General features: G+C 37.2%; 10 protein-coding genes, 1 tRNA gene and 1 pseudogene. 8 read left to right on the top strand and 4 right to left on the bottom strand.

What is annotated here, in order from left to right:
• Nucleotides 1–22 precede the first annotated feature (22 nt).
• Nucleotides 23–1689 (top strand): annotated as a pseudogene (locus tag DY109_RS06865) (glycosyltransferase family 2 protein).
• Nucleotides 1690–2041: 352 nt separating this feature from the next.
• Here the strand turns inward: DY109_RS06865 and DY109_RS06870 are convergent.
• The 4 genes from DY109_RS06870 to DY109_RS06885 form a co-directional block, all read right to left on the bottom strand.
• A complete protein-coding gene (locus DY109_RS06870; RefSeq protein WP_023949075.1) occupies nucleotides 2042–2761 on the bottom strand; it encodes a TerC family protein in 720 nt (239 codons plus the stop codon).
• Nucleotides 2758–3717: a magnesium/cobalt transporter CorA gene (gene corA / locus DY109_RS06875; protein WP_034550052.1), complete on the bottom strand. Its 960-nt coding sequence runs from the start codon at nucleotides 3715–3717 to the stop codon at nucleotides 2758–2760. The genes DY109_RS06870 and corA overlap by 4 nt, the downstream gene beginning before the upstream one ends.
• A gap of 19 nt (nucleotides 3718–3736) precedes the next feature.
• Entirely contained in the window at nucleotides 3737–4948 is a 1212-nt protein-coding gene (locus tag DY109_RS06880; RefSeq protein WP_023949080.1) for a phosphoglycerate kinase, read from the bottom strand.
• 259 nt (nucleotides 4949–5207) lie between these two features.
• Nucleotides 5208–5519 carry a TRL-like family protein gene (locus tag DY109_RS06885; RefSeq protein ID WP_023949082.1) on the bottom strand — a complete coding sequence of 104 codons (312 nt, stop codon included), beginning with the start codon at nucleotides 5517–5519 and terminating at the stop codon, nucleotides 5208–5210.
• Between the two features lie 267 nt (nucleotides 5520–5786).
• Between DY109_RS06885 and DY109_RS06890 the strand changes: the two genes are divergently transcribed.
• The 7 genes from DY109_RS06890 to hsrA all read left to right on the top strand — a co-directional run bounded on the left by DY109_RS06890 (nucleotide 5787) and on the right by hsrA (nucleotide 15904).
• A complete protein-coding gene (locus DY109_RS06890) occupies nucleotides 5787–7559 on the top strand; it encodes a hypothetical protein (protein ID WP_023949083.1) in 1773 nt (590 codons plus the stop codon).
• 61 nt (nucleotides 7560–7620) lie between these two features.
• Complete coding sequence (locus DY109_RS06895) at nucleotides 7621–10095, top strand: tetratricopeptide repeat protein (protein ID WP_034550054.1); 2475 nt, start codon at nucleotides 7621–7623, stop codon at nucleotides 10093–10095.
• A gap of 3 nt (nucleotides 10096–10098) precedes the next feature.
• Nucleotides 10099–11469, top strand: coding sequence for a phosphomannomutase/phosphoglucomutase (locus tag DY109_RS06900; RefSeq protein WP_023949087.1), 1371 nt, complete (start codon nucleotides 10099–10101; stop codon nucleotides 11467–11469).
• 153 nt (nucleotides 11470–11622) lie between these two features.
• Nucleotides 11623–11904: an HU family DNA-binding protein gene (locus tag DY109_RS06905; protein ID WP_023949091.1), complete on the top strand. Its 282-nt coding sequence runs from the start codon at nucleotides 11623–11625 to the stop codon at nucleotides 11902–11904.
• Nucleotides 11905–11935: 31 nt separating this feature from the next.
• A tRNA-Arg gene (locus DY109_RS06910) sits at nucleotides 11936–12012 on the top strand.
• 241 nt (nucleotides 12013–12253) lie between these two features.
• Entirely contained in the window at nucleotides 12254–14803 is a 2550-nt protein-coding gene (flgL, locus tag DY109_RS06915) for a flagellar hook-associated protein FlgL (protein WP_023949095.1), read from the top strand.
• A gap of 420 nt (nucleotides 14804–15223) precedes the next feature.
• Nucleotides 15224–15904 (top strand): homeostatic response regulator transcription factor HsrA, encoded by a 681-nt coding sequence (hsrA, locus tag DY109_RS06920; protein WP_023949097.1) that lies wholly within the window; start codon nucleotides 15224–15226, stop codon nucleotides 15902–15904.
• The last annotated feature ends 15 nt before the right edge of the window (nucleotides 15905–15919 follow it).

A 15919-nucleotide genomic window follows, 5' to 3' on the forward strand; every position in this document is an offset into this window, starting at 1 on the left:
CAAAAAAAAAGAGTTAGAATCTATGATTGATGTAAAAATAAATAATGCTAAAAAAATCAGCATATGTATTTTGGTAAAAAACGCGCAAGGCACGATAAAAGAATGCCTTAAGGCACTCAAAGACTTTGATGAGATAATCTTGCTTGATAATGAGAGCACGGATTCTACGCTTGAAATCGCGCGAGGGGTGAGCGAAGAATGGACGCGGGATTCTAGAATTGTAGGGAATTTGGAGCACGAGGATTCTAAGGATTCTAAAAACTCCGCTAAGCCTGCCAAACCCGCCACAATCCGCATTTTTTCTAGCCCGTTTTTAGGCTTTGGTGCGCTGAAAAATCTCGCGATAAGCCACGCTAGGAATGAATGGGTGTTTGTGGTGGATTCTGATGAGGTGATTGAGCAGGGGATTTATGCCGAGCTTGAGACGCTAGACTTGAGCTGTGTGCGCGCGATCTATGCCCTGCCGCGCAAGAATCTCTACGCAGGTGAGTGGATAAAGGCATGTGGCTGGAGTCCGGACTTTGTGCTGAGGATTTTTAACAAATCCTACACGCATTTTAATGAAAATCTCGTGCATGAGAGCGTAATCCTCCCAAGTGATAGCAAAAAGCACTATCTCAAAACCGCGCTAAAGCACTATGCTTACGATGATGTCGCGCATTTGATTGATAAAATGCAACACTATTCAAATCTCTATGCTAAGCAGAATCTAGGCAAGCCATCAAGCCCTACAAAAGCCTTTGTGCGCGGGACTTGGAGCTTTGTGCGGAATTATTTTTTCAAAAAAGGCATACTTTATGGCTACAAGGGCTTTATTATTAGCGTTTGCAACGCTCTTGGGACTTTTTTCAAATACATTAAGCTTTATGAGCTCAACACACACACACACACACAATTTGTTCGCTCATCATTACGACATATAATCAAAAAGAGAGACTAGCCCTCGTGCTAGATTCTGTGCGCGCCTTGAATCCGCTGCCTTTTGAGGTCATCATCGCTGATGATGGGAGCAAGGAGGATACAAGAGAGCTTATAGAATCTTACGCGCGCGATTTTCCTTGCGCGTTAAAGCATATTTGGCAGGAGGATAAGGGCTTTAGACTAAGTGAAATCCGTAATAAAGCCATAAATGCGAGCAAGGGGGAGTTTATCATTGTGCTTGATGGCGATATGATTGTGGATTCGTATTTTGTGGGTGATTATCTAAAAGTCTCGCGCAAGGGTGTTTTTGTGCAGGGCTCAAGGGTGATTTTAGATTCTAATATTACAAAAAAGATTTTGGAATCAAAAAATTATCATCTAGCATTTACAAAAAAGCCTCTAAAAGCACGCAGGTGTAAGATTCTCTCAAAATTTATTTTTAAGAGAAGCGTGCTAAAAGCGAAAGTTTTTGATAAAAAAGAGCTCATTAAAGGCGTGCGTGGGTGCAGTATGGGATTTTTTAAGGAGGATTTTGCGCGTATCGGTGGATTTAGCGAGCAATTTCGAAGCTGGGGGCGCGAGGATAGCGAATTTGTAGCGCGCTTTTTGTTTGCTGGCGGGGAATTTCGACGTCTAAAATTTAGCGCCATTGCCTATCATCTCTATCATGATGAATCGCCCAAAACAAGCCTAGAATCTAATCACCAGCTTTATTTAGAGACAATCAAAAACAAAAGCAAATCTTGCGAGAATCTTTCAGAACATTAAAAAATACCAAACCATAAAACCCATTAGCCTATGCTAGATTCTTGTATTTTAAGTGAATTGCTCAATCAACTCACAATGACAGGCTAGAATCTAAACTCTCTCACTTCACACTTAAAAAATGATAATGAATGATTTTAGATTCTAGCTTTTTAGCAAATTTGTGGATTGCTTTGGCTTACTTGCGACACAAGCAAGCGCGACTCATTCGCTTGCCTTGCAAAGTCGCAAAATATCCTCTGTGCTTGCACTTATAAGTGCGTAGCACGAAGTAAAAATTCTAGAATTTCTTTACGCTTTCTGTGTTTCCATAGATTCTAAATTCTCAACTCTAGCGATTATTTTTGTGTGATTATTACTTTTTTGGGGTTGATTTTTTTCTCATTGTGATATTGAGAATCTCAACGCTTAGAGAGAAAATCATCGCAAAATACACATAGCCTTTTGGAATATGAAAATGCAAACCATCAGCAATCAGCACAATCCCAACAATCAGCAAAAACGCAAGTGCTAGAATCTTAATAGTCGGGTAAGTATCGATAAAGTGCGAAATCCAGCCCGAAGCAAACATCATAATAAACACCGCAATCACAATGGCTAAAATCATAATCTCCAAATGATTTGCCATTCCGACAGCCGTAATCACAGAATCAAGAGAGAAAATAATATCCAAAAACGCGATCTCAACAATCACAATCCAAAAATTTGCAACTTTTTTTATCGTGTATCCTTCTTCTTGGCTAAAGACTTGCGCGTGGATTTCTTTGGTGCTTTTATACAGCAAAAACAACCCACCGATAAAAAGCACCAAATCCCTGCCTGATACAGGAAAATCAGCGATTTGAAACAATGGAGCGGTGAGTTTTGTCATCCAAAAAAGTAGCGTCAAAAGCGCAATGCGCGCAAACATCGCAAAAAATAACCCCAAAATCCTAGCTTTGCGTTTTTGATCTTGTGGCAAGCGATTGACAAGCACACCGATAAAGATGATATTATCAATGCCTAAAATAATCTCAAGAATTGTCAATGTAAAAAGCGCGATCCACGCATTTGGATCACTAAGTAAAGCAATCATAACCAGCCTTTTTTCTTAAAGTAGATAATAGGTATAACCGTTGAGATAATCATCATACCTATCGTAAGAATATAGCCATATCGCCATTGAAGCTCGGGCATATGCTCAAAATTCATACCATAAATTGTCCCAATGAGTGTAGGGGGCATCATTGCCATGGTTACGACTGTGAAAAGCTTGATAATTTTGTTTTGCTCGATATTGATTTGGCTTGTAAAAAGACTTTGTGTATTGTCAAGCACGGTGAGATTTGCGGTTGTAAAATCAACAATAGAATTTAAATCCTTAAGCACAATGCTTAGATCTTTTTTAATATCAGATTCTACTTTATTGCTTTTTAGAAGCATAGTGATTGCTCTTCTTTTGTCAAATAGCGAATCTCGCACGCTCATATTGAGCTCTTGGAGATTGGAGAGTTTGGTAAGATGAATAGTATGGCTTTGAGAATCTTGCTCAAAAACCGACTTACGCAAAAGCTTTGTAAGCTGGGCTGCACCTTCTATCATATCCGCGTCTTGCTCGACTCTGACTTCAAAGATTTTGCTTAGCAAATCAAATCCATCTTCAAAGCTTTTTGGGCTGGTTAGCACGCTTTGCTGGATTTCGCCAAATACCTTAAAATCTGCATAGCGGATCGTAAATAAAATCCCCTGAAACAAGATAAAAGTAACGGTTTCATTATGGAGATCCATTTCGTTATTACGCATAAGAAAGTAAGTGTTTATGGTTATACTTTGCTCATCTTCGGAATACCGCGCTGATTCTTCTATCTCTTCGCGCTCTTCTTTGGTGGGTATATCAAGCGTGTAAGTTTTTGCGATATAAGAGATTTCTATCGGGGTAGGGTGCAATAAATCAATCCACAAAATCACACCTTGAGGAAGTATAATATCTGCAACATCATTCACACTCTCGCGCCGCACGACATTATTTTGCTTAAAAAATACATTCATCATCTCACACCCCCACTTATATTTATTTTTTGTCTAATACCTCAAAAGTTGGCAATATTTTTCCCTCCAATAGCTCAAGGCTCGCTCCACCACCTGTTGATATAAAGCTCATATTATCCCTCTCACCTGCTTTTTCTACCGCATCAGCTGTATCTCCTCCGCCAATGAGGCTAAAGGCGTAAGTTTCAGCTATGCAGTGAGCAATATTAAATGTGCCACGCGAGAATTGCGAAATCTCATAGATTCCAAGCGGTCCATTCCAAATGATTGTCTGTGAGCTTTGGATAACTTCTGTAAAAAGCTTTGTTGTCGCAGGTCCCATATCTACGGCGATAAAATTATTTGGCACATCTTGAACGGGTGTGATTTTGATATTTATATGCTGTTTAATATCATCAGTGCTGACAACATCAATAGGCAGGTAGATTTTGACATTTTTTTGCTTAGCTTTTTGCAAGATATGCAATGCCTCATCGACAAGATGATCTTCTACAAGTGATTTTGCCATATCAAAGCCCAAAGCTTTGAGGAATGTATTACTCATCGCTCCACCGATAATGATTTTATCAACAACATCTAAAATATTTGAAAGCAATTCAAGCTTTGAGCTAACTTTGCTTCCGCCCACGATAAGCAAAACGGGCTTGAGCGGATTAGCCAAAGCTTTGGCAAATGAATCAATCTCTTTTTTGAGGAGTAGTCCAGCGACTTTTTCTTGCACAAATGCAGCGATCCCATAAGTGCTTGAATGCGCCCTGTGGCTTGTCCCAAATGCGTCATTGACAAATACATCACATAGCGAGGCAAGTTTTTGGCTTAAGGTTGTGTCGTTTTTTTCTTCACCCGGATAAAATCGTATATTTTCAAGCAAAATAATACTTCCAGCTGGCGCGTTTTTTTGCAGCTCTAGGGTAGATTCTATGGAATCTGCAAATAAGATACTTTTGTCAAGCAGACGTTCAAGTCGTTTGAGGATATGTTTGAGTGAAAATTCAGGCTGGATTCCTTTTGGGCGACCCAAATGGCTTATAAGAATGATTGATTGCGGATCATTATCGATACAATAATTAATAGTCGGCAGGGCTTCGCGGATTCTCGTATCATCAGAAATATTGAAATCCTCGTCCATTGGCACATTAAAATCAACGCGAATCAGCACGCGTTTATTATGCAGAGAAATATCTCGAATCGTTTTAACTTGCTGCATAAAGGTTATTCCGGCTACTTGCTTCATTGCGCACTCCTTATTTTTATAAATAAAACTTCAATAATAGTTAAAATACAATAAGAAAAATATTAATTAGCAGAATAAAAAGCGCAATTTGTCAAGAAAAATTATTGTGAAAAATTTTTGGAGAAAATTTATTAAGAATTGTTGCGTGGAAAATTATACAAAATTGTGGAAAATATCGTGGAAAATATTGTGATGTAGAAAATTTAGCAAAACACAGAATCTAAGATCTTTAGAATTAGAATCTGTGTTGTTTATGGCTTTAGTTGCCTTTAACGATAGTTGTTCTTTTTGTATAAAGTCCAAGCACGGTATAGAATTTGGTATCAACACTTTTGATTTGTGAGATTTTGCCTTGCTCTGCGGCAGCTTCAATAGAGCAATCACCTAGAGCCACAAGTCCGAGATAGCTTACACATTCTGAAGTGCCTTCTTTTGTAGAGTTGCCCACAGAAGTGGCATTATGAGGACCCACAGCATCTGTAAAAAGAGCACCCGGAACTGGACCACCAAATCCGCAACCTGTCAAAAATAGCGCAACAGCAACACTTAAACCTAAACAAAATTTTTTCATACATTCTCCTTAAAACTTAGATGTAATTAAAATAAAATACTATTTTAGAATCTTTATTAGGGTTAATCCTTCGGCTTTAACTAAAATAAACCAAGAATCAAACTTAAAAAGAAAGCTAAAACCGTAGTATTATAATCAAAAAAAAAAAAAAAACAAGTAAAATTTTTAATGCAGAATCTATTTTGGATTCTGTGTTGCTAATTAAGTTAGTATTAACAGCTTTCATTTTACAATTCTCAAAAAATCCACAAATCTAAAAGGAATAGAATGCACGCGCACTCTTTGCAAGAGGTTTTAGAATGTTTGCAAAAGATTGATTATATAGATATACATCATAATGCAACGATGAGTGAGATTCTGCTAGGAAGGGCGATTGCTCAAAAATTTGGCATAAAAATCACCTCACAATGTGCGAAAAAATTTCAAGACTTTGTGCTTGGGATTGTAAATATCTCTCAAAAGCCGTATATATACACTGATAATTTTGGCACTGATGAGCTTGCCTTGTGCGCAAATAATACTCATATTATTGATGAGAAGTTAGAAAATATAGATGGCGTGGTTGTATTTGGAGGGATTGCTAGAAGGATTGCTGGGGGGATTGATTGTGGGCTAAACTATGTCATAAAAAGCGAGGCAGATAAAACATTTGTGATATATCCAATGCTAGATTCTAGCTATACATATCCACAAATCCAATATGAAGTCGGCACAGAGCTAGGTGTGTCTGTGCTACTTTTGAAATGGCTTATCACACAAAAGCCTGATGAATGGCTTGCTACGATGCTAGATTCTGTGCTTAGAGAGATTGATATAGGCTATATCGCTTCAGAATGTAATGTAGCAGAAGAAGAGCTTGATAGGTTGAGTGATTTTTTATCACATTGCACTTCGCCTGTGCTACTTGTAACTGATGTGATTTTCTACCACCCCAAAAGCAAAGAAATAGCGCAGATTCTAGGGATATTAGAGCGATATTCACATATCAGAATCTGCGTCCTGCCAACATTTAAAAACGATATACAAATCACTAAGTTTTGCCATTTAGATGAGGCGAGCAAAAATCATAACAATGACAAGTGTATAAAATACATAGGGATTGGTGATTTTGGCAAGCGCGCCAAACATTACGCAGAGAAAAATGTGGAAAAAAATATAGAGAATATGGAAGATGTAGAATGGCATTTAGAAGGGAAATTAGTAGGCTATATAGAATCTAAAGATTGTGTAGATTCTATGCGAGATTCTACACAAAACCAGAATCTAAACCCCATGCAAGATACGCTACACACGCAAATCACCCTAAATACTCCAATCACTATACATTTGCATAAACACAAATACAGCACAACTTTGGGCGAGTTTTTGGCGGTGCTTGCTGTGCCTGCGGGGCTTGATGGGTTTGATGATAAGCTATCAGATTTGCTTGATATAAATTTACTTTCTAGCACTTCATCTCTTCACGCATTATCTCCTTATGCTTCATCTCCTCACACATCATCTTCTAGCGCATCATCACAAGCCAAAGAGCAAAACCACGCAATAAAAGAGTCTTTTGAAGTGATTATGCAGAATCTCCAAGAGATTCCAGAAAATAATGGCGCGATGATTTTTCTCACACATATCGCACCAAATGTATTAGAATCAAGCCAAAATTGCCATAATCCAAAAGATGCAAATCAGAGCCTAGCACAAGATATGGATAAAAATATGGATAAAAATTGCGTAGAATCTAAACTTTTTGTAAGTAAGCAGTTTTTGCTTGCGACAAGACTTACTCACAATGCAATAATAAAGCTCAAAGTCTATCATCAGACATTGCTTTGTCGTATAGAGTTTGTAGAATCTATCAAAGGTGTAATTGGGATTTTATACACGCGAAAAGTTTTTGCCAAATACCCCTTTGTCAAAGCAGATTTTGAGATTATAGAGTCAAAAATTCTCACGCAGAATCTAAATCCAAATCAAAATACCAATAAAATCTCTAATGAAAATCCAAAGCGCAATCTCACAAAGCATAATCCTAGTGGAGAGTCATAATGTATTTACGCATTTCTATTTTTATGGTTCGATTCTTGTTTGATTTTTGAAAGGGCAGAGTGTGTATAAATTAGGCATGTATCAATTCAAAAATTTTAATTTTGTAGCATGGCTTTATGGGCTTATTTGCTTTATGTGCGTATGTTTGCCACATTTTGTATATGCGCTTGAGATTTCTACGACTTATGGCAAAGAGGGCGGAGAGAGTTTTTCGGTTTTGACCTTGAAAAACGATTGGGAATTTGCATGCACGGATATTACAGATGTGTATGAAAATAGTTTATCGATAGAATGCGTGATTGATAGGATTCCAGATCGTGGATTTGCAGGATTAGAAAATAACTTTTTCTCTCTTTCTTACAAAATGATTGATGGGCATTTTTGGCTGTATATCTATCCTAAATACCACCAAAAACTATTTGGGATCAAAAAAGATCCAAGAGGGGATTTTGAGATCGATAAAGCTCACCCCAAAAAAGCTAAGATTTGGCAAGTGATCGGCTATAAAGAGCATATACCATTTTTGTCGCAAACCCAGTCAAAAAATGGTCTAGATTTTCCTGTCAAAATCCAATCTGCACAAACGCCATTTATTCCGGAGCTTAATACCAACAATAGCCCGCTTAAAATGACAAAAGATAAGGATTTTGTCGTTTATTCAGAGATACAAAAACTTATGCAAGAGCAAGATTATGCAAGGGCATTGAGTCAAATCAATGAAGCAATTGCCACAAATCCAAATTCCATTTTTCGTCGCGATTTGTCATATCAGAGGATTATTGCGATGACGCATTTAAATCTCTCCGATCAAGATCCGCTCATTAATGCAGCACTTGAGTGGATTAAGCTTTTTGCATCAGATTTAGACATACCAGAGGTGCTGTATATTTTGGCTAATGCTTACAAAAAAGACGACACGCAAGCAGAGGCGGATTATTATTATCGCAGAATCATGGACGAATACCCACAATCAAAATACGCCCCGCTCGCACAAATGCAGCTTGCCAAAAGTTATGAAGCCAAAAATGCCCCAACACATGCAAGTTTGTATTTCCAAAAAGCATATACAGAGGCAAAAGATTTGGATAGCGCGAGCGAAATCGCGATAGAATGGGCGTTAGCAGAGATAAAAAATAAAGACATAGAAGATGCGCTTGAGCTTATAACAAAAGTTTTAGACGCATATCCAGAATTTTTCCTCACATATCCAGACACACAAGAGCTGATAGCCACACTTGGCAAAAATAATCTATTTGCTGAAGCTGCTAAAATTATAGATTTTATGGCAAAAAATTCCAAAGATGAAGCGCAACAAGAAGAATACATGTATGCGCTCGGGGCGTATTATTTAGAGGCTAAAAATATCGATTTGGCTCATAAGGCAAATGAGCTATATATCCAAACATACGGAGATAAATCCAAATATTCAGAAGATGTGAAGAAGCGCGATGATAAGATTTTGTTTGATGTGAGTGGTAGTGATGATGAAAAAATCACTCGCTATGAATATATCCGCTCAACCTATCCAAACACAAAACAATCCCAAAAAGCCACAGATTTGATCGCTCAAATATTACTCAAGCAGCAGCAATACCAAAAAGTGCTTGATTTGTTTCAAGATTCTGCCCAAAGTCCGTATAAAAATAAAGCCCTAAATGAGCTTGCCAAAGAAGCTTTAGGCGCGCATAATTGCGCTCAAGCAAATACTTATCTTATCAGGCTAGATGATTTTGATTTGAGTGCGGAGCAAAAGCTTGTGGCATTTGATTGTCTCACTCAAGCAGGATTACACAAAAATGCGCGCGAAATCTCTAAAAATATGGCTAAAGACACGCAGGATTCTAGGCTTAAGCTTGAATGGCTCTCTCGAATCGCCAAAAATCTCTACACACTAGGAGATCCCAAAAACGCCTCTCTTGCCTCAAGAGATGCGCTTAATCTTGCGATAGATTTGAAAACAAAATATGATGTGGCATTTGATACATTTGAGATTCTTTATACTTTGCGCTCCAAAAACGAAGCCAAAAAAATATTTACATTTTTGGAGCAGCATTTCTCACAAGATGAACGTATGCTTCCTGTATATGCAAAAATGCTTGAATACGCAAATGATGATAAAGATCTCACCGCAATACAAATTTATGCGCAACACATAATCGATATGCAAAAAAAGTTTAAAACTGATCAATTCACGCCTTATGCGGATTTTGCGCTTGCTTCTGCCTTGTCTCAATCAAACAAAAAAGAGCTTGCGATTGGGGTTTTGAAAAATATAGATTCTAGCAAGCTTGATGAAGAAAATCAGCAAAAAGTGCTCTATCAAATCGGAAATCTCTATAATGAGCAAAGCAATACACAAGAAGCATTGACATATTTTGGGTATTGTTTAAAGATCACAAAACAAAGTGATTGGAGATTGCTTTGTAAGCAGGCAAGTGATTTGCTTGCAAAGGAGAATCCAGAATCTAAAACCATAGAATCTATGAGTACAGAATCTAGCAATGTAGAATCTAATCAACCAAAACAACAGGAGTAACTTATGGATATGAGTATTTTTAGAGAATATGATATTCGCGGAATCTATAACCAGAATCTCGTGCAATCAAGCGTGTTTAAAATCGGTTTTTTGCTTGGCAAAAAAATCAAAGCTAACAAGCAGGATTCTGTGGCTATTGGCTATGATGCGAGGGTGCATTCACCAGTGCTATTTGAATGGCTTAAAAATGGGTTTTTGCATAGTGGTTGCGAAGTGCATTTTATCGGTATGATTCCTACACCTGTTGCGTATTTTGCGACATTTCAAGAAGATATCAAAAACTCTGTGATGATTACAGGAAGCCATAATCCACCAGAATATAATGGATTCAAAATCACGCTCAATCAAGAGCCTTTTTATGGTGAGATGATACGACAATTAGGCAAAGAGCTAGCAGGGCTTGATATAGAGTATGTTTGTAGCGATAAAAAAGTGCATACACTCAATGCTTTAGGGCTTTATCAGGATTATTTTGTATCGCATTTTAAGCATTTAAAAAATTTTCCTTATGAGGTTGTGTTTGATTATGGAAATGGCGTTGGGGCGATTGCTTTAGAGGAGATTTTGGATAGATTAAATATCAAGCATATCAGTCTTTTTGAAGATCCAGATGGCACTTTTCCAAACCACCACCCAGACCCTAGCGAAGAAAAAAATCTCAAAGATTTAAAAGATTCTCTCACATCACATAAGCTTCAGATTGGTATTGCATTTGACGGAGATGCGGATAGGATTGCGCTTGTGACGCCAAATCACAGCTACAAAGGCGATGAGCTTGCGATTTTATTTGCGCGAAATATCGCCAAAACAATAGCAAAGCCAATCATCATCGGAGAAGTGAAATGCTCACAAGCAATGTATGATGAAATCGATAAAATCGGACAATCTGTAATGTATAAAACAGGGCATAGCAATCTCAAAGTCAAACTCAAAGAGCTTCACGCTCATTTGGCAGCAGAGATGAGTGGGCATTTGTTTTTTAATGACAGATATTTTGGCTATGATGACGCATTGTATGCGGCTTTGAGGGTGCTTGAATTGTTTTTAGATTCTACGCCACAAGAGCTAGAGCAGCAAATTAGGGTATTGCCACATTATTTTTCTACTCCTGAAGAAAAAATCCATACCACTGAGGATAAGAAATTTACTCAAATTGAGAATCTCAAGCAAAAACTCAATAACCCCCCAAAAGACTTTCCACCGATAAAAAAGCTTATCGATATAGATGGGATACGAATTGTGTTTGAAGATGGTTGGGGGCTTGTGCGCGCAAGCAATACAACGCCAGTTTTGGTTACTCGATTTGAAGCCACAACAGAAGAAAAACTTAATCTTTATAAGACAAAAATCCTTCAAATCCTCCAAGATTCTTAAAGGATTACGGGCAGATTTAAGTAAATGCGCTCAAAATGCCTAAAAATGTCGCAAAAAAGCATAAAAAAATTAAAAAATAGTTGCTAAACCCTTGATTTTGGGGGATAAAGTGTGTAAAATAAGCCTGCTTTAAAATCAATACAGGAGATAACCATGAATAAAGCAGAATTTGTAGAATTTGTAAAAGATGCTGGAAAATACTCTAGCAAAAAAGACGCTGAAACAGCTGTAAATGCTTTTGTAGGTGCTGTTGAAAAAGCACTTAGCAAGAAAAAAAGTATTGAACTTGTTGGATTTGGAAAATTTGAGACAGTTCTTCAAAAAGGTAAATCAGGAAAAGTTCCAGGAAGCAATAAAACTTACAAAACAAGTGATAAATATGTTCCTAAATTCAAACCAGGAAAAAGCCTTAAAGATCTTGTAGCTAAAAAATAACACAGATCTTCCCCCCATAACTATGGGGTTTGTCCCCGTAGCTCAGCAGGATAGAGCGTCCGATTCCTAATCGTAAGGTCGTGGGTTCGAATCCCGCCGAGGACACCAGCTTTCAACTTCATTTTGATTCAATTTTAATTCATAATAGCTTTTTATCACGATTTATACAAGATGATTTATGCGATATGGTTTGATTTAAATAAAAGCACAAAATGGCGATTTTTGATGAGAATCTAAAGTGAGATCTAAGTTTGGCATTTTTTTTGCTTGATGCAAGTCAAGGATAACAAACAAGAATCTAGAATCTAAAAGAATCAATATAAACTCATTGACATGGAAGGAAAAAGGTATGCGTATTACATTTGGGACAAAATACAACCAAATGAATTATTATCAAAACGCTCTCCAAAGTAAATTAAATGATTCTAATACAAAAATTGCCTCAGGACTTAAAATACAATATGGCTATCAAGATGCAAGTGCATACAACCAGAATCTAAAATTTGAAAATGAGATTAATACATTAGCACAAGGCATTGATGTCGCCAAACACGCCCAAACAGCGACACTCAACACTGACAAAACTCTAAATGATCTCTCTCAAACAATGGTGCAATTTAAAACAAAGCTTATCCAAGCGGCAAATGACATTCACTCAACTGCTTCAAGAGAGGCTATTGCTAATGACTTGCAAAGTCTCAAAGAGCATTTTATCAGTTTGGCAAATACTTCTATTGGTGGCAATTTTCTTTTTGGCGGGAGTAGGGTTGATAAACCGCCTTTTGATCATAGTGGAAATTATTATGGTAATGACGAAAAGCTAAGCGTTTTGCTTGGATCAAGCAATCTTGTTCCTTATAATATCACAGGACAAGAGCTATTTTTTGGGCGAGATTCTGATAAGCAACGTATGATTACAACAAATGTCCGAATGCTTAATCAAAGCAAGCTTCACCCCGGAATCATGGATCAAGCAAATAAATCAAATCTATCAGAAGAAGTGTATATAAAATCCACAGATACACTGCGGGATTTGATAGGTGATAATGATAGCAATCCTGCAAATGATTTACAGGAGTTTTTTTATATACGCGGTGTGCGCCCAAATGGCTCTGTGTTTAAGACAAAGTTTGCGCTTGATAAGGGGTTTGAAAACGAGGCGACAGCCACACGCGTTCAAGACTTGCTTGATCGCATTGGCAAAGAGTTTGGCAATACTGCGATTAATAAAGTTGTTGATATTACGCTCAATCAATGGGGACAAATAGAGATTAAGGATTTGCAGCCCGGGCGATCGGGCATTGATTTTCATATGATTTCAAGCGATGTTGATGTCGATAATATCGATGAGCTCATAAAATCAGGAGCTAGAATTACAGCATATAATCAAAGTCCATTCCTTACAGAATCTGCCACTTCGACAATTACAGGCGTTACAGATAATTACGACTTCAGATACACACACATTCCGACAGCATTTATCACCAAAGACAATAAAGCCGCAGAATCTAATACAAAACTCGAAGATATATTTCCGCCAAATGTCTCATCGCTTCTCATCGGTGGCACACGCCCAAATACAAGTGATGGCAAGGTAAATGAAGATTCTGAGAATCCATTAGGATTTTTGAAGTTTGATATTAAAAATATGCAAGTTTCTGATTTGGTTCGGGCGATAAAAGAGCATTTTGGTGGCAATATCGATGTGTCATTTTCAAAGGGTCGCCTAAGCATAATCGACAATAATGTAACAAATCAATCTCATGATTTTAAAGATCCGCCTTTTAATGGCGAGCATGGATTCTCGATTTCGCTCACAACACTTGATCATGATGGCGCACAAACCAATGGCATACCGACAGATTATGGTATGGAATACGATCGGACATTTTTTGAAAACAAAGGCTCAAAGCTTATTTCAAATGTATCCCAAGTGCTGGCTGATGGAAGCGGGTATGCCTCAGGTGATACAAAGCTTTCAGATGTCGTTGGTGCGAGCATTGAAGGGCAATCCTATGTGCTTAAAGTCAATGATATAAATGGAATGATGGTTGAAGCAAGGATTGTGTTTGATCCCAAGGGGGCTTATTTGCTACTGCCAAGTCTTGAAAATGGCGAGGATTACACAATTCCACTTTTTAATCCACTTGATGATCCACCCGGAATCACCGTTACGAAGCCAGATGATGTAACATATAGGCAGATTATGGATGCTATGAGTATCGCGCTAAATTACAGCAATCAAGATGATGCATCATATAGAAGTGTGCAACCTCCAATTGGCGGGGTAGTCCAAGAGACAAAAAATGCGTATTTGGCATTGCTAAAAGGTACTCAAGGTATGCTTGATGTCAATATGAGTGCTGATGGAAAAATCGAGATTCAGGATAAAATCCGATCTATAAGCAGAATGAAAATAATGCTGTATGATTCTACGACTACTGATTTTTCAAAAAACAAAATCCAGCGAGATACAAATTCGTTGCGATTTAATGCAAATGATGCGCTGACTATTGATACTCCAGAGATAAGCTTTTTTAAAGAGGTTGATGAGATTATAGATTCTGTGAGAAGAGGCATATATAGAGCTGGGGCTAAGGATACATATGGAGAGGATTTACGCAAAAAAGGCATACAAAATGGAATTGTGGCTTTTGATCATTTGAGTGATCATATTGAGCGAATCATTGCCCTAAATGGCTCTCATGGAAAAACTTTTGAAAACTCCATACATAAAACAGAGATTTTAAAAACACAAATAGAAAGCCTTAAGGGCGAAAACATAGGGACTGACATTGCTGATACTTATAATAAATTTTCAAATCTCACGACAAATCTAAGTGCTGTTATGAATTCTACAAGCAGAATCAACCAAATGTCGCTTGTGAATTATTTATAACACATACCACAATCACTCAAAATTAAAATACATACAATATTGTTTTTGGATTTTTGTTTGGATTAAGTAAGCCCAGATTCTAGGAATCTAGGCTATTTTATGGAGTTAAATTTAAACAAAAAGGAGAGCAACGCACAATGAATAGATTTAAATAAGGTGGGAGTTACCTTGTAATTTTATGCGTTTAGCCGAGCTACTTATATGAACTCGGCTAAGTAAAGTTATAACAAACAAAGATAAACAAAAAATAAACAAACTATTTTTGATTTCTTCATATAAAATTAACTTTTATATCTATTTGTGAAGAAAATTTTTTTATAAAAATCACAAATTTTTGGTAAAAGTTTATGCTATAATCTTTTTTTAAGTTTTATAACAAAGTCTTGATTTGAAATAGATTTCATAGAAGAAAGGATTTAGATGCGTATTCTAGTAGTTGAAGATGAAGATCTAAAGAATGATTTAGGAGCTTTTCTTAATAATAGGGGGTATCAAACAGATATTGCCGAAAGCTTAAAAGATGGTTCATATTACATTAGCATTCGAAATTATGATCTTATCGTGGCAAGCATAAAATTAAAAGATGGCTATGGGACGGATCTGATAAGTGAAATTAAGGCAAAATCTCCGCGTGTTCCTGTTATTATCCTTGCTCATAAGCCAAAAGCAGAGCAAGAGATTCAGACATTTCGACTTGGGGCTGATGATTTTTTGGCAAAACCTCTTGATTTGGAAGTATTGTTAGCAAGGATTGAGGCTCGTTTGAGATTTTGGGGTTCAAGCACTATTGAAATCGATGATCTTATCATTAATCCTGACGAAGAAAAAATCACCTACAAAGGCAGAGAGATTGAAGTCAAAGGCAAGCCATTTGAAGTTTTGACTCATCTTGCGCGTCATCGTGATCAAATCGTCTCAAAAGAACAACTTCTTGATGCGATTTGGGAAGAGCCAGAGCTTGTAACGCCAAACGTAATCGAAGTGGCTATCAATCAAATTCGTCAGAAAATGGATAAACCACTAAATATAGCAACGATAGAAACCGTAAGACGCAGGGGTTATAGATTTTGCTATCCTAAAGCTCCTTCTGATAGTGAATAATATTTACATTTGGAT

It is taken from the genome of Helicobacter fennelliae (assembly GCF_900451005.1).
Lineage (GTDB): Bacteria > Campylobacterota > Campylobacteria > Campylobacterales > Helicobacteraceae > Helicobacter_B > Helicobacter_B fennelliae.

What these genes read in the sequence shown, in the direction of transcription:
- DY109_RS06890 (WP_023949083.1), top strand. Translation starts at nt 5,787, where the DNA reads ATGCACGCGCACTCTTTGCAAGAGGTTTTAGAATGTTTGCAAAAGATT.
- DY109_RS06870 (WP_023949075.1), bottom strand. Translation starts at nt 2,761, where the DNA reads ATGATTGCTTTACTTAGTGATCCAAATGCGTGGATCGCGCTTTTTACA.
- DY109_RS06900 (WP_023949087.1), top strand. Translation starts at nt 10,099, where the DNA reads ATGGATATGAGTATTTTTAGAGAATATGATATTCGCGGAATCTATAAC.
- DY109_RS06880 (WP_023949080.1), bottom strand. Translation starts at nt 4,948, where the DNA reads ATGAAGCAAGTAGCCGGAATAACCTTTATGCAGCAAGTTAAAACGATT.
- hsrA (WP_023949097.1), top strand. Translation starts at nt 15,224, where the DNA reads ATGCGTATTCTAGTAGTTGAAGATGAAGATCTAAAGAATGATTTAGGA.
- DY109_RS06885 (WP_023949082.1), bottom strand. Translation starts at nt 5,519, where the DNA reads ATGAAAAAATTTTGTTTAGGTTTAAGTGTTGCTGTTGCGCTATTTTTG.
- DY109_RS06905 (WP_023949091.1), top strand. Translation starts at nt 11,623, where the DNA reads ATGAATAAAGCAGAATTTGTAGAATTTGTAAAAGATGCTGGAAAATAC.
- flgL (WP_023949095.1), top strand. Translation starts at nt 12,254, where the DNA reads ATGCGTATTACATTTGGGACAAAATACAACCAAATGAATTATTATCAA.
- corA (WP_034550052.1), bottom strand. Translation starts at nt 3,717, where the DNA reads ATGATGAATGTATTTTTTAAGCAAAATAATGTCGTGCGGCGCGAGAGT.